Annotated in this window: 18 protein-coding genes and 1 tRNA gene; 8 read left to right on the forward strand and 11 right to left on the reverse strand. The window is 69.1% G+C overall.

Annotation, left to right across the window (positions count from 1 at the left end):
- The 7 genes from AC32QD_RS03100 to AC32QD_RS03130 all read right to left on the reverse strand — a co-directional run.
- The coding region (locus tag AC32QD_RS03100; protein WP_492009019.1) for an RNA polymerase factor sigma-54 at nt 1-975 on the reverse strand (975 nt) is incomplete at its 3' end.
- A 59-nt stretch (nt 976-1034) separates the two neighbouring features.
- Nucleotides 1035-1778 carry an LPS export ABC transporter ATP-binding protein gene (gene lptB, locus AC32QD_RS03105; RefSeq protein WP_492009036.1) on the reverse strand — a complete coding sequence of 248 codons (744 nt, stop codon included), beginning with the start codon at nt 1776-1778 and terminating at the stop codon, nt 1035-1037.
- Between the two features lie 83 nt (nt 1779-1861).
- Nucleotides 1862-2539 carry an LptA/OstA family protein gene (locus tag AC32QD_RS03110; RefSeq protein ID WP_492009020.1) on the reverse strand — a complete coding sequence of 226 codons (678 nt, stop codon included), beginning with the start codon at nt 2537-2539 and terminating at the stop codon, nt 1862-1864.
- 35 nt (nt 2540-2574) lie between these two features.
- Complete coding sequence (gene lptC / locus AC32QD_RS03115; protein WP_492009021.1) at nt 2575-3234, reverse strand: LPS export ABC transporter periplasmic protein LptC; 660 nt, start codon at nt 3232-3234, stop codon at nt 2575-2577.
- Nucleotides 3235-3240: 6 nt separating this feature from the next.
- Entirely contained in the window at nt 3241-4254 is a 1014-nt protein-coding gene (locus AC32QD_RS03120; RefSeq protein ID WP_492009022.1) for a KpsF/GutQ family sugar-phosphate isomerase, read from the reverse strand.
- Between the two features lie 26 nt (nt 4255-4280).
- Nucleotides 4281-4892 (reverse strand): ribonuclease D, encoded by a 612-nt coding sequence (locus tag AC32QD_RS03125; RefSeq protein WP_492009023.1) that lies wholly within the window; start codon nt 4890-4892, stop codon nt 4281-4283.
- A 43-nt stretch (nt 4893-4935) separates the two neighbouring features.
- Nucleotides 4936-5023, reverse strand: a tRNA-Leu gene (locus tag AC32QD_RS03130).
- Nucleotides 5024-5159: 136 nt separating this feature from the next.
- Here AC32QD_RS03130 and AC32QD_RS03135 point away from each other — a divergent pair.
- Entirely contained in the window at nt 5160-6134 is a 975-nt protein-coding gene (locus AC32QD_RS03135; RefSeq protein WP_492009024.1) for a complex I NDUFA9 subunit family protein, read from the forward strand.
- Between the two features lie 6 nt (nt 6135-6140).
- Here the strand turns inward: AC32QD_RS03135 and AC32QD_RS03140 are convergent, their stop codons facing one another.
- Nucleotides 6141-6947 (reverse strand): undecaprenyl-diphosphate phosphatase, encoded by an 807-nt coding sequence (locus AC32QD_RS03140; RefSeq protein ID WP_492009025.1) that lies wholly within the window; start codon nt 6945-6947, stop codon nt 6141-6143.
- 267 nt (nt 6948-7214) lie between these two features.
- Here AC32QD_RS03140 and AC32QD_RS03145 point away from each other — a divergent pair, with 267 nt between their 5' ends.
- The 4 genes from AC32QD_RS03145 to gltB all read left to right on the forward strand — a co-directional run bounded on the left by AC32QD_RS03145 (nt 7215) and on the right by gltB (nt 13972).
- The gene (locus AC32QD_RS03145) at nt 7215-8642 is read left to right on the forward strand and encodes an NAD(P)-dependent oxidoreductase (RefSeq protein WP_492009026.1); all 1428 of its coding nucleotides are present in this window, start codon (nt 7215-7217) and stop codon (nt 8640-8642) included.
- A 134-nt stretch (nt 8643-8776) separates the two neighbouring features.
- A complete protein-coding gene (locus AC32QD_RS03150) occupies nt 8777-9193 on the forward strand; it encodes a GFA family protein (protein WP_492009027.1) in 417 nt (138 codons plus the stop codon).
- 3 nt (nt 9194-9196) lie between these two features.
- Entirely contained in the window at nt 9197-9385 is a 189-nt protein-coding gene (locus AC32QD_RS03155; RefSeq protein ID WP_492009028.1) for a hypothetical protein, read from the forward strand.
- Between the two features lie 6 nt (nt 9386-9391).
- Complete coding sequence (gene gltB, locus AC32QD_RS03160) at nt 9392-13972, forward strand: glutamate synthase large subunit (RefSeq protein WP_492009029.1); 4581 nt, start codon at nt 9392-9394, stop codon at nt 13970-13972.
- A 73-nt stretch (nt 13973-14045) separates the two neighbouring features.
- Here gltB and AC32QD_RS03165 read toward each other — a convergent pair whose 3' ends face one another.
- Nucleotides 14046-15158 (reverse strand): glycosyltransferase family 2 protein, encoded by a 1113-nt coding sequence (locus AC32QD_RS03165; protein WP_492009030.1) that lies wholly within the window; start codon nt 15156-15158, stop codon nt 14046-14048.
- 176 nt (nt 15159-15334) lie between these two features.
- Between AC32QD_RS03165 and AC32QD_RS03170 the strand changes: the two genes are divergently transcribed.
- Entirely contained in the window at nt 15335-17056 is a 1722-nt protein-coding gene (locus AC32QD_RS03170; RefSeq protein ID WP_492009031.1) for a tetratricopeptide repeat protein, read from the forward strand.
- 75 nt (nt 17057-17131) lie between these two features.
- On the opposite strand, the gene AC32QD_RS03175 is transcribed toward AC32QD_RS03170, so the two are convergent.
- Nucleotides 17132-17809 carry a hypothetical protein gene (locus AC32QD_RS03175; RefSeq protein WP_492009032.1) on the reverse strand — a complete coding sequence of 226 codons (678 nt, stop codon included), beginning with the start codon at nt 17807-17809 and terminating at the stop codon, nt 17132-17134.
- A gap of 198 nt (nt 17810-18007) precedes the next feature.
- Here AC32QD_RS03175 and mtgA point away from each other — a divergent pair, with 198 nt between their 5' ends.
- Together mtgA and AC32QD_RS03185 are read left to right on the forward strand one after the other, a co-directional pair.
- Nucleotides 18008-18775 (forward strand): monofunctional biosynthetic peptidoglycan transglycosylase, encoded by a 768-nt coding sequence (gene mtgA, locus AC32QD_RS03180; RefSeq protein ID WP_492009033.1) that lies wholly within the window; start codon nt 18008-18010, stop codon nt 18773-18775.
- A 189-nt stretch (nt 18776-18964) separates the two neighbouring features.
- Nucleotides 18965-20287 (forward strand): DUF8689 domain-containing protein, encoded by a 1323-nt coding sequence (locus AC32QD_RS03185; RefSeq protein WP_492009034.1) that lies wholly within the window; start codon nt 18965-18967, stop codon nt 20285-20287.
- A gap of 117 nt (nt 20288-20404) precedes the next feature.
- Here AC32QD_RS03185 and AC32QD_RS03190 read toward each other — a convergent pair.
- Nucleotides 20405-20747, reverse strand: a 343-nt coding sequence (locus AC32QD_RS03190) for a hypothetical protein (protein ID WP_492009035.1), incomplete at its 5' end; no start/stop codon positions are given.

Here is a 20747-nt window from a genome sequence, read left to right on the forward strand (position 1 = left end):
GCCGGCCGCGGCGCCGCCGGGCCCGAGCCGGGCGGCGTAGCGGCGGTCGACGAGCACCCGCGGCAGGGTTTCGGGATTGAGTTCGATCTCCCAGCCGCCGCGCGCCCCGCGCCTGAGCAGGACGTCGGGCACCCGGGTCGCGGGGAGCTCCTCGCCGAATGACAGGCCCGGCCGCGGGTCGAGGGCGCGCAGTTCTGCCAGCATGTCCGAGAGATCCGCCTCGTCGACGCCGCAAATTGCGCGCAGCCGCCGCCGCTCGCCGCGCGCGACCAGCCCGAGGTTTTCGAGCAGCGCGCGCATCGCCGGATCCAGCCGGTTGCGCTCGGCCAGCTGCAGGGCGAGGCATTCGGAAAGGTTGCGCGCGCCGACGCCGGTCGGCTCGCAGGCCTGCACGAGCGCCAGCGCCGCCTCGAGATCCGCCGGCCGGACGCCGAGGCGCTCGGCCAGTTCGCCCGGCCCGACGCGCCAATAGCCGGCCTCGTCCAGCTCTTCGACGATCAGCCTGGCGAGTGCCGAGACAGCCCCCCGCGCGCGCATGTGGCCGAGCTGCGCAAGCAGGTGCTCGCGCAACGTCGCCGGCCGCTCCGGCCTGCCGTCAAAGTCGAAATCTCCAGGCTGGGAGCCGCCGCGACCGCCCCCGCCGAGCCCGGCCCAAGCCGCGCTCTCGCGCGGCGCGGCGTCGTAGACGTTCTCGGTGCCGGTGTCCAAAGCCTCCGCGCCCAAGGTCGCGCCGCCCTCGCGCGCCGCCCAGCGGTCGAGCGGCGCCTCAAGCGACGGCTCCTGACCCGCGCCGCGCGGGGCGCGGTCCTCGGGCGGCTCCGCCAGGGTCAAGAGCGGGTTCTTCTCGACTTCCTCGCGCACGAAGTCGCGCAGCTCCAGATTCGACATCTGCAGCAGCCGGATCGCCTGCTGCAGCTGCGGCGTCATGGCCAGCCGCTGCCCCTGTCTGAGCTCCAGTCGAAGTCCCTGCGCCATCTGCCGGCCTGCGTCCGCCTCCTGCCGCCCGAGAGCCGCAGGCTGGCCGGGGCAGGTTACTAAATGCGGAACCGCTCGCCCAGGTAGACCCGGCGCACGTTGACGTCGCGTACGACCTCGTCCGGCGTTCCGCTCATCAGGACGCGACCATCATGCAAGATGTATGCCCGGTCAATGATCTCGAGCGTCTCGCGCACGTTGTGATCGGTGATGAGCACGCCGATGCCACGGTCCTTCAGGTGCGCGACCAGGCTGCGGATGTCGTTCACCGCGATCGGGTCGATGCCGGCGAAGGGCTCGTCGAGCAGGATGAAGGCCGGGTCGGTGGCGAGGCAGCGCGCGATCTCCACGCGCCGCCGCTCGCCGCCCGAAAGCGCGGTGGAGGGCGTGCGCCGCAGATGCGTGATCGAGAACTCGCCGAGAAGCTCGTCGAGGCGGCGCGCCCGGGTCACCCGGTCGCGCTCGACCAGTTCCAGCACGGCGCGGATATTGTCCTCGACGCTCAGGCCCCGAAAGATCGAGGCCTCCTGCGGCAGGTAGCCCAGGCCCAGCCGGGCGCGCCGGTACATGGGAAGACCGGTCAGCTCGATGCCGTCGAGGAAGATGGTCCCGCTATCCGCCGGCACCAGCCCGACGATCATGTAAAAGCAGGTGGTCTTGCCGGCGCCGTTGGGGCCCAGAAGCCCCACGACCTCGCCGCGGTGCAGCTCGACCGAGACGTCGCGCACCACCGGCCGGCGCCGATAGCTCTTGCCCAGGCCGGCAGCGACCAGGCCTTCGCGCGCGACCGAGTCGGGCCCGATCTCGCGCCCTGCGGCCGTCTCCTCCGGGGCGCTGCCCGTCTCCTTGTCCACGATTCTCACTCCCGGGCCGTGTCAGGCGCCCGTCACTGGGCCTTGGTTCCCGCCGAGTTGGTTGCCTTGGAGGGGGTTGCCGTCGAGTTGGTTGCCTTCGAGGGCGTGAAGACGCTCTTGACCCGGCCGCCTTTGCTGCCTTCGACGTGGCCGGTCCCGGCGTCGAGGTTGATGACCAGCTGCTCGCCCGAGATCGCGTTCTTTCCCTGGGTCAGTACCACGCCGCCGCCCATGCGCATCATGCCTCCGGCCACGTCGTACTCGGCCCACTTGCCCTTGGCGGTCTCCGAGCCGTTGGACAGGAACACGTTGCCCTCGGCACGCATGTCCTTGATCTTGCCGGTGCCGGTGCTGCTGCCGGTGTTGGCGCTGTTGCCGGTGCTGGCGCTGCTGCTGCCGGTGCTCGCGCTGCTGCTGCCGGTGCCGGCGCTGCTGCTGGTGCCGGACGCCGACTGGCCGCTGTCGTAGAAGACCGTCAGCTTGTCCGCTGTCAGCTTCAGCGTGCCCTGCTCGGCCACCACCTTGCCCGAGAAGATCGCCTTTCCCTGAGCCTGCTGCACGTCCAGGGTGTTCGAGACGATCTGGATCGGCGCGCTGGAGTCGTGCTTGAAGCCGCCGAATGGCGCGCCCGTTTGCGCCGACGCAGCCGGCATGCCGGACGGGATGCTCAGCAGCACCCCCAGCAAGACAATGGCCGCCGTTCTTGCCAAATCGCCGTCCTCCTTTCAGCCGCGACTGCCGCGCCCTATTTTCCGGCGCCCGCGTTCCCGGCCGGAATGAACACCACCCGCACCCGGTTTTCAAACCAAATTTGCCCGTCGGCGAGTCCCTTAGAGCCGGCCTGGGCATGCATCCTGCCCGCCTGAACGCTGCCGCTCGGGCCTGTCACGTGGACAGGTCCGGGCGCGATGGCAGTGCGCTTCTTGAAGTCGAAATCCATTTTCGCGGTGTCGATTTGGTAGCCGTCCGAGGTCTTGATGCTGACATTGCCCTCGAGCTGGCCGGTCTGGTTGCCGCGGTCGAGACGCCCGGTCGCCGCCGACACCGAGACGGTCCGCCCATCGCTGAGCTTGATCTGGCCGCGCGGCTTCTCAAGCGAGATCAGGCGCGGCATGGTGCTGTCGGGCAGCGCCCAGTCGGCATGCACGACGAACGGCTCGCCCTGGGCAGTCACCCCGGCGAAGCGCGGGTTCTCCAGCCTGAGCCCGGCGCCGAGCTGCGCCAGCTCCTGGGGTGAGAAGATGCCCGTGACGCTGCCGCGGTGACGGGCACTGAGGAAGATCACGGCCACCAGCGCGAGGGCGGCCAGCGGCAGGGCGACCTTCATCAGCGCGACCAGCCGCGAATGGCGGCGAACGCGCCGCCCGGTCTTGCGGACGCGTTCCTGAGGGGTCAGGTCCTGCATGGCACCTCAGGCCTCGTCGACCCCGGCGCGCAGGCAATCATGCATGTGAATCAGGCCGAGCGGAGACACCGGTGGGTCGGTGTCGGTGACGAACAGGCAGGTGATCTTGCGTTCGTTCATCAGCCGCACCGCCTCCTGCGCAAGCCGGTCGGGATGGATGGTGCGCGGGGTGTGCGTGGCCACGTCGCTGGCCAGCCTGTCCAAAAGCCCGTCCATGTGCCGGCGCAGGTCGCCGTCGGTGATGATGCCGGTGAGCCTGCCTTCCTCGTCGATCGTGCCCGCGACGCCATAGCCCTTCTGGGTCATGACCAGCAGGGTTTCTGGCATCGGCGCCGACTCGGCAACCAGCGGCAGCTTGTCGCCGGAGACCATGAGCTCGCGCACCTTGATCAGCTGCGAGCCGAGCGTGCCGCCGGGATGGAACTCGGCGAAGCGCTCCGGAGTGAAGGCGCGCCGCTCCATCAGCGCCACGGCCAGCGCGTCGCCCAGCGCGAGCGTCAGCGTCGTCGAGGTGGTCGGTGCGAGGCCCACCGGGCAGGCTTCGGCCGCCTGCGGCAGCTGGATCGACACGTCCCCCGCGCGCAGGAGCGTGGATCCGGGCCGGCTCGCCACCCCGATCAGCGGGATGGAGAAGCGTCGCGTATAGGCGATCACATCGGCCAGCTCGCGCGTCTCGCCCGAGTTCGACAGCACCAGCACCACGTCGTCGCTGGTGATCATGCCGAGATCGCCGTGGCTTGCCTCGGCCGGGTGGACGAACTGCGCCGGCGTGCCGGTCGAGGCCAGCGTCGCCGCGATCTTGCGCCCGACATGGCCGGACTTTCCCATGCCCGAGACGATGACGCGGCCCCTGGCGGCGACCATGATCTCGACGGCGGCGGCGAAGGCCCCGCCCAGCTGCTCCGCGAACAGGGCCAGTGCCGCGGCCTCGATGTTGAGCACGCGCCGGCCGATCGCGATCGCGCGGCTTCGCTCGTCCTGCGCGTCCCGCTGCGCCTTGCTGGTTTCGGCGACCGCCATGACTCGTTCCCTCATTCCGCGCCGGCTCAGTGAGCGAAGACGTCCGGCTCGTCCCAGCCTTCCAGGTCCAGCAGCGCCCGATCGGGCAGGAACCGGAAGCATGCCTCGGCCAGCCGGCTGCGACCCTCGCGCGCGATCCGCGCCTCGAGCTCGGCTTTCAGCCTGTGCAGGTATAGAACGTCCGAGGCCGCATATTCCAGTTGCGCGTCGGACAACGTTTCCGCGCCCCAGTCCGAGGTCTGCTGCTGCTTCGACAGATCGACCCCGAGCAGCTCGCGGCACAGGTGCTTGAGCCCGTGCTGGTCGGTATAGGTGCGGCACAGCTTGGACGCGATCTTGGTGCACCAGACCGGCCGCGCCACGGCGCCGAGGCCGTGCGCCAGCGTGGCGATGTCGAAGCGGCCGTAGTGGAACAGCTTGAGCACCCGGCGATTGCGCAGCAGGCGGCCCAGATTGGGCGCCCGCCGCTGACCGGGCGCCACCCGCACCAGATGGGCCGCGCCGTCGCCGCCCGACAGCTGCACCAGGCACAGCCGGTCGCGATGCGGCTTCAGTCCCATGGTCTCGGTGTCGATCGCCACCACCGGCCCGAGGTCGAGTCCGTCGGGCAGGTCGCGCTCGTGCAAGGTGATGGTCATTGCGGATCCGTAACCCCGCGTCCCGGTCGCGGGCGCAGGAAGGTGGTGCCCAGGAGAAGACTCGAACTTCCACGCCCGTGAAGGGCACTAGCACCTGAAGCTAGCGCGTCTACCAATTCCGCCACCTGGGCACAGGCTTCGGGCGCCCCGCGGACGCGCCGCTGATCTAGCCACGGGCGCGAATGATGTCAACGGGCCCTCTGCTATTGCCCCTGCCGCCGCGCCCGCGTAGACCTGTGCCGCCCGACACTGCGAGGAGGCCCGTCCATGTCCGACCAGTCCCCGCTCGTTACCATCATCGGCGGCTCCGGCTTCGTGGGGCGCTATATCTGCCAGAACATGGCGCGGCGCGGCTGGCGCGTGCGCGTCGCCTGCCGACGGCCGAACGAGGCGATCTTCGTGCAGACCTACGGCGTGGTCGGGCAGGTCGTGCCGGTCCAGTGCAATATCCGCAACGAGACGTCGCTGCGCGCCGCCATCCGGGGCGCCGACATCGTGGTGAACTGCGTCGGCGTGCTCTACGAGTCGGGCCGAAACAGCTTCGAGGCGGTGCAGGCCGAGGGTGCGGGCCTCGCCGCGCGCGTCGCCGCCGAGGAGGGGGCGCGCCGGTTCGTGCAGCTCTCCGCGATCGGCGCCGATGCGGATGGCGAGTCCACCTATGCCCGCACCAAGGCGCAGGGCGAGGCGGCGGTGCGCCAGGCATTCCCCGATGCGGTGATCCTGCGCCCCTCGGTGGTCTTCGGTCCCGACGGCGGCATCTTCGAGCGCTTCGCCGCAATGGCGCGCTACATTCCGTTCGTGCTGCCGATCGTGGGCGCCAAGACCCGGTTCCAGCCGGTCTGGGTGGCCGACGTGGCCGAGGCGGCGAGCCGCGCTGCCGCGGGCGGCGTCGCACCTGGCGTCTACGAGCTGGGCGGGCCCAACATCTACACGCTGCGCGGGATCGTGCAGCTGACGCTGCGCGCCGTCCGCCGGCGACGGCTGATCGTCAACATGCCTGTCTGGCTGGCCTATCTGCAGGCCTCCGTTCTGGAACGGCTACCAGTACCGCCGCTGACCGTCGACCAGGTGACGCTGCTCCAGCGTGACAACGTCGTCTCGGACGGCGCCAGGACCCTGTCCGATATCGGCATCGCCGCGGCGGCGGCCGAGGGCGTGATCGGGACGTATCTCGTCTCCTACCGCCCGCACGGCCAGTACCAGCGGATCGAGGGCGAGGGCGACGGCGGCGCCCCTGCCTGAACCGCCTCAGCCATAAGCGAGCGCCAGCAGGCCGGTGCCGAGCGCCAGCCGGTAGAGCACGAAGGGCAGCATGGTCCATTCGTGCCGGAACATGCGCATCATCACCGAGAGCGCGCCGAGCGCCGCGACGAAGGTCAGCCCCGCGCCGATGGCAATGTCGCCGGTCAGCGCGTAGGAGCCCGAGCGCGCCAGTTCCTCGGCCTCCAGCGCGCCGGCGGCCAGGGTGACCGGGATCGCCATCAACAGCGAGACCCGCGCCGCCTCCGCGCGCTCGAAGCCCAGCATCCGCGCCGCCGTCATGGTGATCCCCGAGCGGCTGGTGCCCGGGACCAGCGCCAGCGCCTGCGCCAGCCCCATCAGCACGGCGTCGGCGAGGCCCCAGCTGCTGCCGGCGCGCCGCTGCGCGCCGCGCCTGTCCGCGGCCCACAGCAGCAGGCCGCCCAGCAACGTGGCCCAGCCGATCACGGCGACCGCCCTGAGCGCCGTCACCGCTCCGCTCAAGGTTAGCGCCAGGCCCACCACCATGGCCGGCACCGTGGCCAGCGTCAGCAGCAGGAAAAGCCGCGCCGGCGCGGTGCGCCAGCGGCCCCGGGCAAGGTCGGCGAGCCCGGCGAACAGCAGGCCGGTCTCGCGCCGGAAGAAGACGCACACGGCGACGAGCGTGCCCATATGCACCGCAACGTCCATTGTTACGCCCTGATCGGGATTCCCGCTCAAGAGCGGCCACAGGACGAGGTGCCCCGAGGACGAGATCGGCAGGAACTCGGTGACGCCCTGGATCAGCGAGAGGGCGACGAGATCGAAAAGCGTCATGGGACCCCCGGGCGAAGCGGCAGCGTGCGATTCCTATGCACCTGCCCGCCGGGCGCAAGGGCCAGATTATGGCAGTGCGTCTGCCATAATTTCCGCATGAAAATTTTCTCGTTTCGCCCCGCAGGGCGAAAAACATGAAACCATGGCAGTATTGCTGACTTTATTTTCCACCCCGATTCCGCTAGGCAAGGCGCAAAGCATGATAATGAGGCGGCGCCCGGTCTCGGCACCGCCTCCCCCGGACCGGGAACGCCCATGGCGCAGAGAATGCTGAGATTCGTCGCGCTCGAGCGCGAGATGCCCGAGAAGCGCGGCGCCGGCGAGCGGGCCCGCGACTTCGCCGAGATCTATCGCCAGTTCGCAGCCGAGAAGGCGGCGGGCCAGGCCGGGCGCTGCTCGCAATGCGGCGTGCCGTTCTGCCAGACGCACTGCCCGCTGCACAACAACATCCCCGACTGGCTGAAGCTGACCGCCGAGGGCCGGCTCGAGGAGGCCTATGCCCTCAGCCAGGAGACCAACACCTTTCCCGAGATCTGCGGCCGCATCTGCCCGCAGGACCGGCTGTGCGAGGGCAACTGCGTCATCGAGCAGGCCGGCCACGGCACCGTGACCATCGGCGCCATCGAGAAATACATCACCGACACCGCCTGGGAGCAGGGCTGGGTCGAGCCGGTCCGGCCCGTGGCCGAGCGCCCTGAATCGGTCGGCATCGTCGGTGCCGGGCCGGCGGGGCTCGCCGCCGCCGACCGCCTCAGGCGCATGGGCTTCCAGGTCACCGTGTACGACCGCTACGACCGCGCCGGCGGGCTCATGACCTACGGCATCCCCGGCTTCAAGCTGGAGAAGCCGGTGGTGATGCGTCGCAACCGCCAGCTCGAGCAGGGCGGCGTAACCTTCAGGCTGGACTGCAAGGTCGGCGAGGACATCGGCTTCGCCGAGCTGCGCGAGGCGCACGACGCGCTCCTGATCGCCACCGGGGTCTACAAGGCGCGCGACCTCGGCGGCCCGGGCTCGGGGCTCGGCGGCATCGTCCAGGCGATCGATTATCTCACCGCCTCCAACCGCATCGGCTTCGGCGACGAGGTGCCCCGGTTCGGCTCGGGCGAGCTGAACGCCGACGGCAAGCGGGTCGTGGTCATCGGCGGCGGCGACACGGCGATGGACTGCGTGCGCACCGCCGTGCGCCAGGGCGCGAAATCGGTCAAGTGCCTCTACCGGCGCGACCGGGCCAACATGCCGGGCTCGCAGCGCGAGGTGGCGAACGCCGAGGAGGAGGGCGTCGAGTTCGTCTGGCTCACCGCGCCCAAGGGCTTTACCGGCGACGACGCGGTGACCGGCGTCAAGGCCGCCCGCATGCGGCTGGGCCAGCCCGACACCACCGGCCGCCGCACCCCCGAGCCGGTGCCAGGCTCGGATTTCACCGAGCCGTGCGAGCTGGCGATCAAGGCGCTGGGTTTCGACCCGGAGGACCTGCCGCGGCTGTGGGGCGTCGAGGGGCTCGAGGTCTCGCGCTGGGGCACCATCCGCGCCGACTTCCGCACGCATGCGACCTCGCTCGAGGGGGTCTACGCCGCGGGCGACATCGTGCGCGGCGCCTCGCTGGTGGTCTGGGCCATCCGCGACGGGCGCGAGGCGGCCGACGCCATGGCCGCCTGGATCGAGGCGCGGGCCCCGGCGAAGGTGGCGGCGGAGTGAAGCGGCGCCGCGGAGGTGGACGAAGGGTGAACAGTAAGCGGTCCTGAAATGGCCCGAGCAGCTCGGAGCAGCCGCGGCTGCCCCGGACGGCAACAACGCAGGACACGGACCGCGACAGGCGGAAGGACACGCACATGAAGATGACCGGAGGCTGCCTGTGCGGCGCGGTGCGCTTCGAGGCCGAGGACGTGCCCGAGGAGATCGGCGCATGCCATTGCGGCCAGTGCCGGCGCTGGGCCTCGGGGCCCTATTTCGCCGTGCGCGGCAACAATGTGCATTTCGAGGGCGAGGAGCATCTTGCCCGCTACGCCTCGTCCGAGTGGGCCGAGCGCGGCTTTTGCAAGGTCTGCGGCTCGAGCCTCTTCTACCACATGAACGCGGAGCCGTTCTACATGCTCGCCGTCGGCGCCTTCGACGACCAGTCGCGCTTCCGCCTCGCGCGCGAGGTGTTCGTCGACGAGAAGCCGGCGTTCTACGGCTTCGCCCAGGACACCAGGACCTCGACGGGCGACGATTTCTTTGTCAGCCGCGCCAAGCGCGTCGGAGGCTGACGCATGACCGACCGGCAGTGGACCCTGACGGGGTGGTGGCTGTTCATCGCCTGCGCCGCGTTCTTCATTGCCGCGGCGGCGCGGGCGGGCGACATGGTCGCACTGACCGGCGCAGTGCTGTTCATGGCCGCGAATATTGCGTTCCTGGTCCCCTTCTACCGGCGCCCGCGGCGCCGAGACCGCGAGGAGTGAGCCCCGATGGCACCTGATGCCCTGCCGCGTGACGCCGCGTCCCGCAGCGTGATCGACGAAAGCTGGGTCGAGGCCCGCGAGTGCGAGGCGGCGCGCCTCGCGGCCGAGGGCATGTACCTGCCCGAGACCGAGCACGACGCCTGCGGCGTCGGCCTGATCGCCGCCATCGACGGCAAGCCGCGCCGCGAGGTGGTCGAGGACGGCATCGCCGCGCTCAAGTCGGTCTGGCACCGCGGCGCGGTGGACGCCGACGGCAAGACCGGTGACGGCGCCGGCATCCATGTGCAGATCCCCGCCGAGTTCTTCCGCGAGCAGGTGCGCCGCACCGGCCACGAGCCGCACCAGGCGCTGCTGGCGGTGGGCCAGGTGTTCCTGCCGCGCACCAATTTCGGCGCGCAGGAGACCTGCCGCACCATCGTCGAGACCGAGGTGCTGCGCCTGGGCTATTACATCTATGGCTGGCGCCAGGTTCCGGTGAACATTGCCGTGCTTGGCGAGAAGGCCAACGCCACCCGCCCCGCCATCGAGCAGATCCTGATCGCCGACACCAAGGACGTGGACGAGGAGACCTTCGAGCGCGAGCTCTATGTCATCCGGCGGCGCATCGAGAAGGCGGTGGCGCAGGCGCAGATCTCCGGCTTTTACATCTGCTCGCTGAGCTGCCGCTCGGTCATCTACAAGGGCATGATGCTGGCCGAGCAGGTCGCCGAGTTCTACCCCGACCTCAAGGACGAGCGCTTCACCTCGGCCTTCGCCATCTACCACCAGCGCTATTCCACCAACACCTTCCCGCAGTGGTGGCTGGCCCAGCCCTTCCGCATGCTCGCCCATAACGGCGAGATCAACACGCTCAAGGGCAACTCGAACTGGATGCGCAGCCACGAGATCCGCATGGCCTCGAACTTCCTCGGCGAGCTGGCCGAGGACATCAAGCCGATCATCGCCCAGGGCTCGTCCGATTCGGCCGCGCTCGACGCGGTGTTCGAGGTGATGGTGCGCGCCGGGCGCAACGCCCCCATGGCCAAGACCATGCTGGTGCCCGAGTCCTGGTCCAACGACCTCGACATGCCCGAGGCCTGGCGGGCCATGTACGCCTATTCGAACGCAGTCATGGAGCCCTGGGACGGCCCCGCCGCCCTGGCCATGACCGACGGCCGCTGGGTGTGCGCCGGAATGGACCGCAACGGCCTGCGTCCCCTGCGCTTCGTGGTCACCGACGACGGGCTGGTGATCGCGGGCTCCGAGGTCGGCATGGTCTCGGTGGACGAGGCACGCATCGTCGAGAAGGGGCGCGTCGGCCCCGGCCAGATGCTGGCGGTGGACCTCGCCGAGGGCCGGCTCCTGCACGACCAGGCGATCAAGGACGAGTTGGCCGCGGCGCAGCCCTACGCCGACTGGATCGCGAAGATCACCGAGATCTCGGACCGCATCGAGGGCCAGCCCGAGCGCCGGCACTACGAGGGCGCCGAGTTCCGCCGCCGCCAGATCGCTGCCGGCTACACCATCGAGGATCTCGAGGCGATCCTGCACCCCATGGTCGAGGACGCCAAGGAGGCGATCGGCTCGATGGGCGACGACACCCCGGCAGCGGTGCTCTCCGACCTCTACCGGCCCCTGAGCCACTTCTTCCGGCAGAACTTCTCGCAGGTGACCAACCCGCCGATCGACTCGCTTCGCGAGCACCGGGTGATGAGCCTCAAGACCCGCTTCGGCAACCTCAAGAACGTGCTGGAACAGGACTCGAACCAGACCGAGATCATCACGCTCGAGAGCCCAGTGGTGACCAACGCGCAGTTCCGCCGCCTGGTCCAGGCCTTCGGCGAGTCCTACCGCGAGATCGATTGCACCTTTCCGGCCGCGGCGGAGGAGGGCGCGCTGCGCGAGGCGCTCTACCGCATCCGCGCCGAGGCCGAGGAAGCCGTGCGCGCCGGCGCCGGCCAGATCATCCTGACCGACGAGAGGGCCGATGCGGACCGTGTCGCCATGCCGATGATCCTGGCCACCTCGGCGGCGCACAGCTGGCTGGTGTCGCGCGGCCTGCGCACCTTCTGCTCGCTCAATGTGCGCTCGGCCGAGTGCACGGACCCGCACTACTTTGCCGTCCTGATCGGGGTCGGAGCCACCACCGTCAACGCCTACCTGGCGCAGGACTCGATCCTCGACCGGGTGGCGCGCGGGCTGTTCGACGACTTGAGCGGCGACGAAGCGGTGGCGCGCTACCGCGAGGCGGTGAACCAGGGCCTGCTCAAGATCATGTCGAAGATGGGCATCTCGGTGGTCTCCTCCTATCGGGGGGGATGCAACTTCGAGGCGGTGGGGCTGAGCCGCGCGCTGGTGGCAGAGTTCTTCCCTGGCATGCCCTCGCGCATCTCGGGCATTGGCGTGACCGGAATCGAGGAAAAGCTGCGCGCCATCCACGCGCGGGCCTGGGCGGGCGCGGGCTCGGGCAGCGCCGAGATCCTTCCCATCGGCGGCTTCTACAAGGCGCGGCGCAAGGGCGAGAGCCATGCCTGGGCCGCCCAGGTGATCCACGCCATGCAGATGGCGGTGGAGCAGAACTCCTACGCCATGTGGAAGAAGTATTCCGAGGCGATGCGCGCGCAGCCGCCCATCCACCTGCGCGACCTGCTCGACTTCAAGCCGCTCGGGGCTCCGATCCCGCTCGAGGAGGTGGAGTCGATCACCTCGATCAGGAAGCGCTTCGTCACGCCGGGCATGTCGCTCGGCGCGCTGAGCCCCGAGGCGCACAAGACCCTGAACATCGCCATGAACAGGATCGGCGCCAAGTCGGATTCGGGCGAGGGCGGCGAGGACCCCAAGCACTACTTCCCCGAGCCCAACGGCGACAACCCCTCGGCCAAGATCAAGCAGGTGGCCTCGGGCCGCTTCGGCGTCACCGCCGAGTACCTCAACCGCTGCTCGGAACTCGAGATCAAGATCGCGCAAGGGGCAAAGCCCGGCGAGGGCGGCCAGCTACCCGGCTTCAAGGTCACCGAGATGATCGCGAAGCTGAGGCACTCGACGCCCGGCGTGATGCTGATCTCGCCGCCTCCGCACCATGACATCTACTCGATCGAAGACCTCGCCCAGCTGATCTACGACCTCAAGCAGATCAACCCCGAGGCCAAGGTCTGCGTCAAGCTGGTGGCGCAGTCCGGGGTGGGCACCATCGCCGCCGGCGTGGCCAAGGCGAAGGCCGACGTGATCCTGATCGCGGGGCACAATGGCGGCACCGGCGCCTCGCCCCAGACCTCGATCAAATATGCCGGAATTCCCTGGGAGATGGGGCTGACCGAGGCCCACCAGGTGCTGGCGCTGAACGACCTGCGCAGCCGGGTGACGCTCAGGACCGACGGCGGGCTCAGGACGGGGCGCGACATCGTCATCGCCGCCATGATGGGCGCCGAGGAATACGGCGTGGGCACTGCCTCGCTGATCGCCATGGGCTGCATCATGGTGCGCCAGTGCCAGTCGAACACCTGCCCGGTGGGCGTGTGCACCCAGGACCCCGCGCTCAGGGAGAAGTTCACCGGATCGGCCGAGAAGGTGGTCAACCTCTTCAGCCTGCTGGCCCACGAGGTGCGCGACATCCTCGCCTCGCTGGGGGCCCGCTCGCTCGACGACATCGTCGGCCGGGCCGATCTCTTGGCCCAGGTCTCCCGCGGCGCGGCGCATCTCGACGACCTCGACCTCAACCCCATGCTGGTGCGGGTCGACGAGGGCAAGGTCGCCAAGTACGACCGCAACCGGCCGCGCCAGGAGGTGCCGGACACGCTCGACGCCCAGATCGTCCGCGACGCCGGCCCGTTCTTCAAGGACGGCGAGAAGATGCAGCTCGACTACACCGTCGAGAACACGCTGCGCTCGATCGGCACCCGGGTCTCGAGCCACATCGTGCGGCGCTTCGGCATGGACAGCAAGCTGCAGGAGGGCCACCTGACGGTGCGTCTCAACGGCTCGTGCGGCCAGTCGCTCGGGGCCTTCGCCGCGCCGGGGCTGAAGCTCGAAGTGCTGGGCGACGCCAACGACTATGTGGGCAAGGGTCTCTCAGGCGGGGTGATCACGCTCAGGCCACAGCTCGCCTCGCCGCTGGTGCCGCACGAGAACACCATCATCGGCAACACCGTGCTCTACGGCGCCACCGCCGGCAAGCTGTTCGCCAACGGCCAGGCCGGCGAGCGCTTCGCCGTGCGCAACTCCGGCGCCCATGTGGTGGTCGAGGGCTGCGGCGCCAACGGCTGCGAGTACATGACCGGCGGCGTTGCCGTGATCCTCGGCGCCGTGGGCGAGAACTTCGGCGCCGGCATGACCGGCGGCATGGCCTATGTCTACGACCCCGAGGGACGCCTGCCGCAGATGGCCAACAAGGACACGCTGGTCATCACCCGCCTCGACTCGGCGCACTGGGCGGCGGAGCTGCGCGGCCTCGTCGAGGAGCATGCGCACCAGACCGGCAGCCCGCGCGCCACCGGCATTCTCACCCACTGGGAGGAGGAGATCGGTCACTTCTGGCAGATCTGCCCCAAGGAGATGATCTCGCGGCTCGGGCAGCCGCTCAGCGAGGGCGCCGCCGAGGCGACGGCCTGAAAACAGCGAAACCGCCCTGGACCACGACCTGCATCCGGTCCACAGCGCGACCGGGCCCGCAGGCCTTGGCAGCCTAGGCCGGCGCCAGTTCGGGCAGAACGGAGGCGAGCGGGACCGACTGCATCCGGAGCGCGGCGGCATCCGCCAAGGCGACCAACTGCCGCGAGGCGTCGCCGAGCGCGCGCGACCGCCGATACGCCTGCAGCCAGATCCGATCCCGTCGGCGCACCCAGTGCCATTTGCCGGTGCGGTCGAGAAACGACGGAAGCAGGCCGGGCCGCTGCCATTGGATGGCGCCGAACAGGTCGTGGAAGATGTTCCTGACCCCGAGCCGGTAGCTCGGCACCGCGATCGGGTCTGCCCGCTCGGTCGCGCTTTCGATCGCGAGGAGACAGTCGGCGATGCGCACGACGAGACGCTCCGAGATGCAATCGTCCATCGCGGCCGTACCCAGCTCCTCCAGAGCCGTGGTATCGAGCGCCAGATCGCGTTTCAGGTTGTCGGCCACGATCATCAGCTGGCACTTCTGTTGCCAGGCCTTGTTCCGCCCGGAAAAGCTGTCCGAATGAAGGCGCGAGGCAAGCAGGCTCTCGTGGATTCGCTCGGCCTGATATTTTGCCGTGAGGCGCCCGAAAAGCTCCAGATCTTGGGCATAGACGTATTTTTCGCTGTAGAACAAATCGCTCTCTCGGATGACCTTTCTGTTGAACACGGTGCTTGCATGCGTGAACAAGGTGAAAAACAGGGACAGAACGTGCATGTCGTAGGTGGCAAAATTCTGCACGTTCCTGGGGCGGAACAGTCGCGAGCCGATGATCGCATCGTTGAGCGATCCGCACAGAGCCAGCCTCGGATTGGCCTCGAAGGCGGCGGCCTGGCGCGAAAGCCGGTGCGGATAATTGACGTCGTCGGCGTCCATTCTGGCAACCAGGTCGCCGCGCGCCAGCGCCAGACCCTCGTTGAGCGTCGCGACCAGGCCGCGGTGCGCGCAGGCGACAACGCGAATCCGCCGATCGCTGACGGCATGGCGTTGCAGCACGTCGAGCGTGCGATCGGTCGAGCCGTCGTCGAGCGCAATGATCTCGAAATGCGCGTGATCCTGCCGCAGAAGACTGGCAATCGCGTCGCCGACATAGTGCGCGCCATTGTAAACGGGGAGAATGACCGAGAAGAAGGGCGCTGGCATCCGTCCAATCTCACAAGTCCTTTGCCAGTCTAGTACAGATCGCCCCTGGCGCTGTCGAGGCCGCCGGGCGCGCCGCCCGGCCCCCGCGGGGCGCAGGACTTCAAATTTCGCTCCGCCTGCCCCAGGATTGTCGCGACGGCGGTGCCGGATCGCACCGCTTCGCTCAGGAAGGATACATGGCGCACCCGGAAGGCACCAATCCCGAGGAATCGCGGGAGATGGCCCGCACACTGCACCGCGCAGGCAGGCTGGCGGAGGCGCGCGCCGCCTATGAACGGCTGCTCGCCGCCGCGCCCGGCGATCCCGATCTCATGGGCCTGCTGGGAGTCCTGGCGCTCCAGGAGCAGCGCCCCGGCGAGGCGGAGAGACTGCTCGGCGCAGCCCTCGACGCTGCGCATGCCGATCCGCGCATCCACCTGCGCAATCTCAACAACCTCTTCGCCGTCCTGAAGCAGGGCGAGCGCACGGAGGCCGCGCGCGCGCTCGCCGCCTCGGAGGCGCCCGTCTGGCCGGGCGAGTGCGCCCCGAACGCGCGCGAGCGGGTCACGGTCCTGTCGCTCGCCGAGGCGCTGGCGATGTTCGACCAGCCGGCGCGTGCGCTCGCCCTGCTCGACAGCGCGCTGCCCCGGCTCGGCGAGGACGTGGAAGCGCTCACCCTCCTGGGGCGGCTGCGGCTTTTGTCGGGCGACGCCCGGGCCGCCCTGTCGGATCTCCAGCGCGTCTTGGCGCTGGAGCCGGAGAACTGGGAAGCGCTCGCAGCCCTGAGCGCCGCACACGGCGCCCTGAACGACGCGGCGGCGGCCCGGGAAGCGGCCGGGCGCTTCGCCCGCGCAGCGCCGATCTATCTCGCCCCCGGGGGCGCCCGACAGCAGGCAACGATCCTGGCGCTCAACGGCGTGCCGACGCATATTTCGACCCCACATCGCAGCCTGCACGAGCTGCATTTCGCGACGAACTACATCAGCCAGCTCAGCCATCTCCTGGCCGAGGAGTTCCGCTTCGCCTCGGTCTTCGCCGATCTGCCGGGCGACTTGCCGCGGCTACCGACCCCTGACGTCGTATTCAACAACATCGCCAGCGCCGAGCACCTGAACGCACCCGGCCGGCTCGACCGACTTCTCGACGTGCTCGCGCCGATCGATCGTCCGGTGATCAACCACCCCGCCGCGGTGACGCGGATGACCCGACAAAAGGCCGCCGAGCTGCTCGAGGGCATCCCCGGGCTGCGAATCCCGACCATCCGGCGCTACTGGCGCGAACTCGGGCGCTTCGACGAGATCGAACGCGATATCGCCGGCGCCTTCGCCTATCCGCTGATCGTGCGCCATGTCGCGGTGGACGAGAGCTCCGGCTCGCTCGATTCCGAGCAAAAGAGCGCACTGCTTGTGCACGACCGGGAGGCGCTTCGCGCCTTTCTCGAGCGCGTCGACTGGCCACAGTTCTATGCCATCGAGTATGTCGACCTGCGCCGGCCCGACGGCAATTTCCGCAAGCTCCGCGCGGCATTCCTGCCCGATGACATCATCATCAGCCACGCCGCGTTCTACGACCAGTGGATGGTGGCGGGGCGCCACGCGCCGGCGGAGAAGGGGTTCTACGGGCGATTCCCGCATCTCGTGGCCGAGGTGCAGCGGCTCCACCGCAACCCCGAGGAGGCACTGGGCGTGCCGGTCATGTCCGTGCTCGAGGCGGTGCGCAGCCGCGTGCCGCTCGAGCTTTTCGGAATGGACTTCGACGTCGACCGGGACGGCCGGATCGTGCTGTTCGAGGTCCAGGCGACGATGATCTTCGACCCGCCCCCGGGGATGCCCGAGGAGCTGATCACGCCCGAGAACGACGCTCGGGTCGCCCAAGGGTTCCGCCGCCTGGTGCACCGCAAGATCTCCGGGGCCGGATGAGAGAGCCGCCGCCTGTCCTCACTTGCGTTCACGCGCCGCAACGGGCCGGCCGGGACCTGTGGCACAGGGCCGGCATCACGCTCGGATCGCCGCCAGGACGGTCATGTCGTTTTCCCGGCACCACTGACAGTTCCTCTCCTCGATAGCGATATCGGCAACCTCATAGCCCCGGTTCCTGAGCAGGCCGGCGACCAGGTCCGTCGGCGCCCCGTACATTCCGTGCGTCTCGACGAGGCAGACGCGCGGCGCGATGGCCATGTCCCGGAGAATCGCGGCCTCCGCGCCCTCGCAATCGAGCTCGAGCACATCGCATTCGGGCAGCGCCTGCGGCGGGACGAGCACATCGGAAAGTCCCTCACCCCAGACGCAGACGGCCTTTCCCACGACAGCGTGATGCACGCTCACCCGGTCCGAGACCCCGTTCCGGCCAATCGTGCGCAGCGTGCTCGCGACCTCGGTCAAACCGCCTTCGTAGCATTCGACATGCCCCGCGGGGCCCGCGCATTGTGCGGCCACCACCGTCGTGACGCCCACGCCGCCGCCGATCACGAGCACCCGGTCGCCCGGCCTGACATGCTGCCTGAGGCCCTGGATCAGGCTGGATTCGTAAGTCGGCTGATCGATGCTGTCCTCGACACGGAAGACCCCCGACAACAGCGAGTCGCCCCAGCGGACATCATGCGCGACCGGAAGCCCGCTGTAGAGCACGGGCCTGGAGACCGGCAGCAGCGGCCTGAGCCCGCGCCGGTGCATATAGGCAAGACTCCTCACCAAAGTGCCCCAGGGGCCGCTTTCCCGATAGACGCGCTCAAGCTTTGCGAGCATGTCGATGCGCCACAGAATTGTTTCGCCGCCAGGATATCGGCAAGCCGCGAAAGCCGGAAGACCCCTCGGCCCCGAGCCCGCGCGCCCTAGCCCGAGCCGCCGTGCGATGCTAGTGCACGCGCCGAGATGAGCCCGCGCGCGGATCCCAGGCCGAAAAGCCCCGCCAGACAGCGGCCGCGCCGGCGGCTCCTGCGGCGGCTGCTCGCCCGCCCGCTGCGCTGGCTGGGTTACCTCCTCGGCGCCGCGGCGCTGTGGGTGGCCGCCTACGCGGTGATAAACCCGCCCGGCGGCTACTACATGGCCACCGAGTGGATCCGCCTCGGCCACATCCAGCATCAGTGGAAGGACATAAGCGAGATCTCCCCCAACCTGGTGCGCGCGGCGATGGCCGGCGAGGACGCGCGCTTTTGCGAGCACTGGGGCTTCGACTTCCGGCAGATCCGCAAGGCCATCGCCGAGCGCGAGCACGGGCGCTTCCGCGGCGCCTCGACGATCAGCCAGCAGGTGGCGAGGAACGTCTTCCTGTGGCAAGGCCGGACCTGGGTGAGAAAGGGCCTCGAGGCCGGCTTCACCGTGCTGATCGAGGCGCTCTGGTCGAAGCGCCGCATCATGGAGGTCTACCTCAACGTCGCCGAGTTCGGCCAGGGCGTGTTCGGCGCCGAGGCTGCCGCAAGCCACTTCTGGGACGAGCCCGCCGCTCGGCTGTCGCTGCCCCAGGCGGCGCGACTCGCCGCCGTGCTGCCGGACCCCAAAGGCCGCGACCCGCGCAGCGACTCGGCCTTCATGTCGAAGCGGACGGCCGCGATCATGAAGGGCGCGCGCACGCTCGAGGCGGAGGGACGCGATCGCTGCGTTCTCCATCCGCAAGCCGCGCGCCGGGTGGGAGTCAAGTAAAAATCGTTTTAATCTCGGACCAGGCTGCCTGTCTGGTCACAACCTGAAGTAGAGTACAGAAAATATACTCGCCTAATCTGATTTTTACTCATTTTGCCACAAATTCACCAAAAAATTTACTTGTGCTGCGCGGGTAGTGAATCAGTGCGCCGCGTGCGTATCCGTTGCCGACCGATGGAGTAGCGTCCGATGAACATGCATGTCGACCTTGCCGAGCGCGCGCGCGCCGGCACGCTGGTCCCGCCTGCGCCGCAGAAGATCGAGGACACTGGGCTCGAGCCGGGCTTTCTCGTCGACCTCCTGATCAAGTCCGTCTATCGCATGGGGCTGGAGCGACCGAGCGAGATCGGCCGCGCCATGAAGCTGCCCGTCGGCATCGTCACACAATTGATCGAGATCGCCCAGGGCATGCGCATGATGGAGACGCTGGGCCAGCTCGGCGCCTCGCTCACCGCCGAGATGCGCTACGCCCTGACCGGCAAGGGGCGGGAATGGGCCCTCGAGGCGCTGGCGCAGAACGAGTGGTTTGGAGCCGCCCCGGTCACCCTCGAGCAGCTCTCCGAGCAGATCGAGAAGCAGTCCATCAGGCACGAGACGCTGACGCGACCGGTGCTCGAGCGCGTCTTCTCCGAGCTCACGCTGCCCAAGGGGCTGATGGAGAAGCTGGGCCCGGCGGCGAACTGCGGCGCCTCGGTGCTGCTCTACGGCCCCCCCGGCAACGGCAAGTCGACGATTGCCGACGCCATCTGCCGCGCCTTCGGCGGCGAGGTCTACTTCCCGCACTGCGTCGTCGTGGACAAGCAGATCATCACGCTCTACGACCCCACCGTGCACCACGCGGTCAGTCCCGACGAGCGCACCGGCGAGGGCAGCGCGCTCAGGCGCGGCGCCGGCTACGACCGCCGCTTCGTCGCCTGCAGGAGGCCCTCGGTGATCACCGGCGGCGAGCTCACTCTCGACCGGCTCGACCTCGCGCTCAACTCGGTCAGCCGGGTCTACGAGGCGCCGATGCAGCTCAAGGCCGCCGGCGGCGTGCTGGTGATCGACGACTTCGGCCGCCAGCGCCAGAGCCCGCAGGAGCTGATCAACCGCCTGATCATCCCGCTCGAGAACGGCCACGACTACCTGGCGCTGGAGACCGGGCGCAAGTTCGAGGTGCCGTTCGACACGCTGGTGGTGTTCTCCACCAACATCGCGCCGAAGACCCTGGTCGACGAGGCGGCGCTCAGGCGCCTGCGCTACAAGATCCTGATCGACCGGCCGGACCGCGATACCTTCATCCACATCTTCGCCCGCACCGCCAGGAAGTTCGGCATGGCGCTGGACGAGCAGGTCATGGGCTTCGTGCTGGGCGAGCTCTACGGCAAGACCGAGGGCGCGCACTATGCCGGCTTCCACCCGCGCTTCCTGATCGACCAGGTCAAGTCGATCTCGGCCTTCGAGGGGGTCGCGGCGCAGCTCAGGCCGGATTTCCTCAGCCGCGCCTGGGAGAATCTGTTCACCGCAGAATGAGGCGCCGCTACCGCGGACCCCGCGGCCGGGCCGGGCCACGACGTCGACCTCGCCCGGAGCCGGGCCGTTCGATGCCCGGCCTCACCGGCCGGACCGGGTTACTGGGCGTGCAACGGGTTACTGGGCGTGCAAGGTGACCAGCGCCACGTATCCCGGATTGTAGATCGCCTCCATCAGCCTCGGCATCAGCGGGATGTAGTAGCCTTCGAGCAGGAAGGCCAGCGCGGCGCCGAACACCAGGGCGCAATGCGAGATGACATCGGACTTGCCGAACAGCAGCCCGATGACGACAAGGAGCATGAGCACGATGCCGCCCTCGCCCCAGCCGAGCACGGCGACCTTGGGCACGATCATCAGCTGGTTCATGGCGATCGAGCGGCCCGCGATCAGCGCGGCGGCGCCCAGGATCAGCGCCAGCTGCGGGCGCAGCACCGCAGCGATCATCGCTTTCTCGTCGACC

The organism is Thermohalobaculum sp. (genome assembly GCF_058622915.1).

Bases quoted from the DNA above. Each gene is read 5' to 3' on its own strand.
- AC32QD_RS03185 (WP_492009034.1), top strand. From the start codon at position 18,965: ATGAACATGCATGTCGACCTTGCCGAGCGCGCGCGCGCCGGCACGCTG.
- AC32QD_RS03140 (WP_492009025.1), bottom strand. From the start codon at position 6,947: ATGACGCTTTTCGATCTCGTCGCCCTCTCGCTGATCCAGGGCGTCACC.
- AC32QD_RS03120 (WP_492009022.1), bottom strand. From the start codon at position 4,254: ATGGCGGTCGCCGAAACCAGCAAGGCGCAGCGGGACGCGCAGGACGAG.
- AC32QD_RS03175 (WP_492009032.1), bottom strand. From the start codon at position 17,809: ATGCACCGGCGCGGGCTCAGGCCGCTGCTGCCGGTCTCCAGGCCCGTG.
- AC32QD_RS03150 (WP_492009027.1), top strand. From the start codon at position 8,777: ATGAAGATGACCGGAGGCTGCCTGTGCGGCGCGGTGCGCTTCGAGGCC.
- AC32QD_RS03170 (WP_492009031.1), top strand. From the start codon at position 15,335: ATGGCGCACCCGGAAGGCACCAATCCCGAGGAATCGCGGGAGATGGCC.
- AC32QD_RS03145 (WP_492009026.1), top strand. From the start codon at position 7,215: ATGCTGAGATTCGTCGCGCTCGAGCGCGAGATGCCCGAGAAGCGCGGC.
- lptC (WP_492009021.1), bottom strand. From the start codon at position 3,234: ATGCAGGACCTGACCCCTCAGGAACGCGTCCGCAAGACCGGGCGGCGC.
- AC32QD_RS03165 (WP_492009030.1), bottom strand. From the start codon at position 15,158: ATGCCAGCGCCCTTCTTCTCGGTCATTCTCCCCGTTTACAATGGCGCG.
- AC32QD_RS03135 (WP_492009024.1), top strand. From the start codon at position 5,160: ATGTCCGACCAGTCCCCGCTCGTTACCATCATCGGCGGCTCCGGCTTC.
- mtgA (WP_492009033.1), top strand. From the start codon at position 18,008: ATGAGCCCGCGCGCGGATCCCAGGCCGAAAAGCCCCGCCAGACAGCGG.
- gltB (WP_492009029.1), top strand. From the start codon at position 9,392: ATGGCACCTGATGCCCTGCCGCGTGACGCCGCGTCCCGCAGCGTGATC.
- AC32QD_RS03125 (WP_492009023.1), bottom strand. From the start codon at position 4,892: ATGACCATCACCTTGCACGAGCGCGACCTGCCCGACGGACTCGACCTC.
- AC32QD_RS03155 (WP_492009028.1), top strand. From the start codon at position 9,197: ATGACCGACCGGCAGTGGACCCTGACGGGGTGGTGGCTGTTCATCGCC.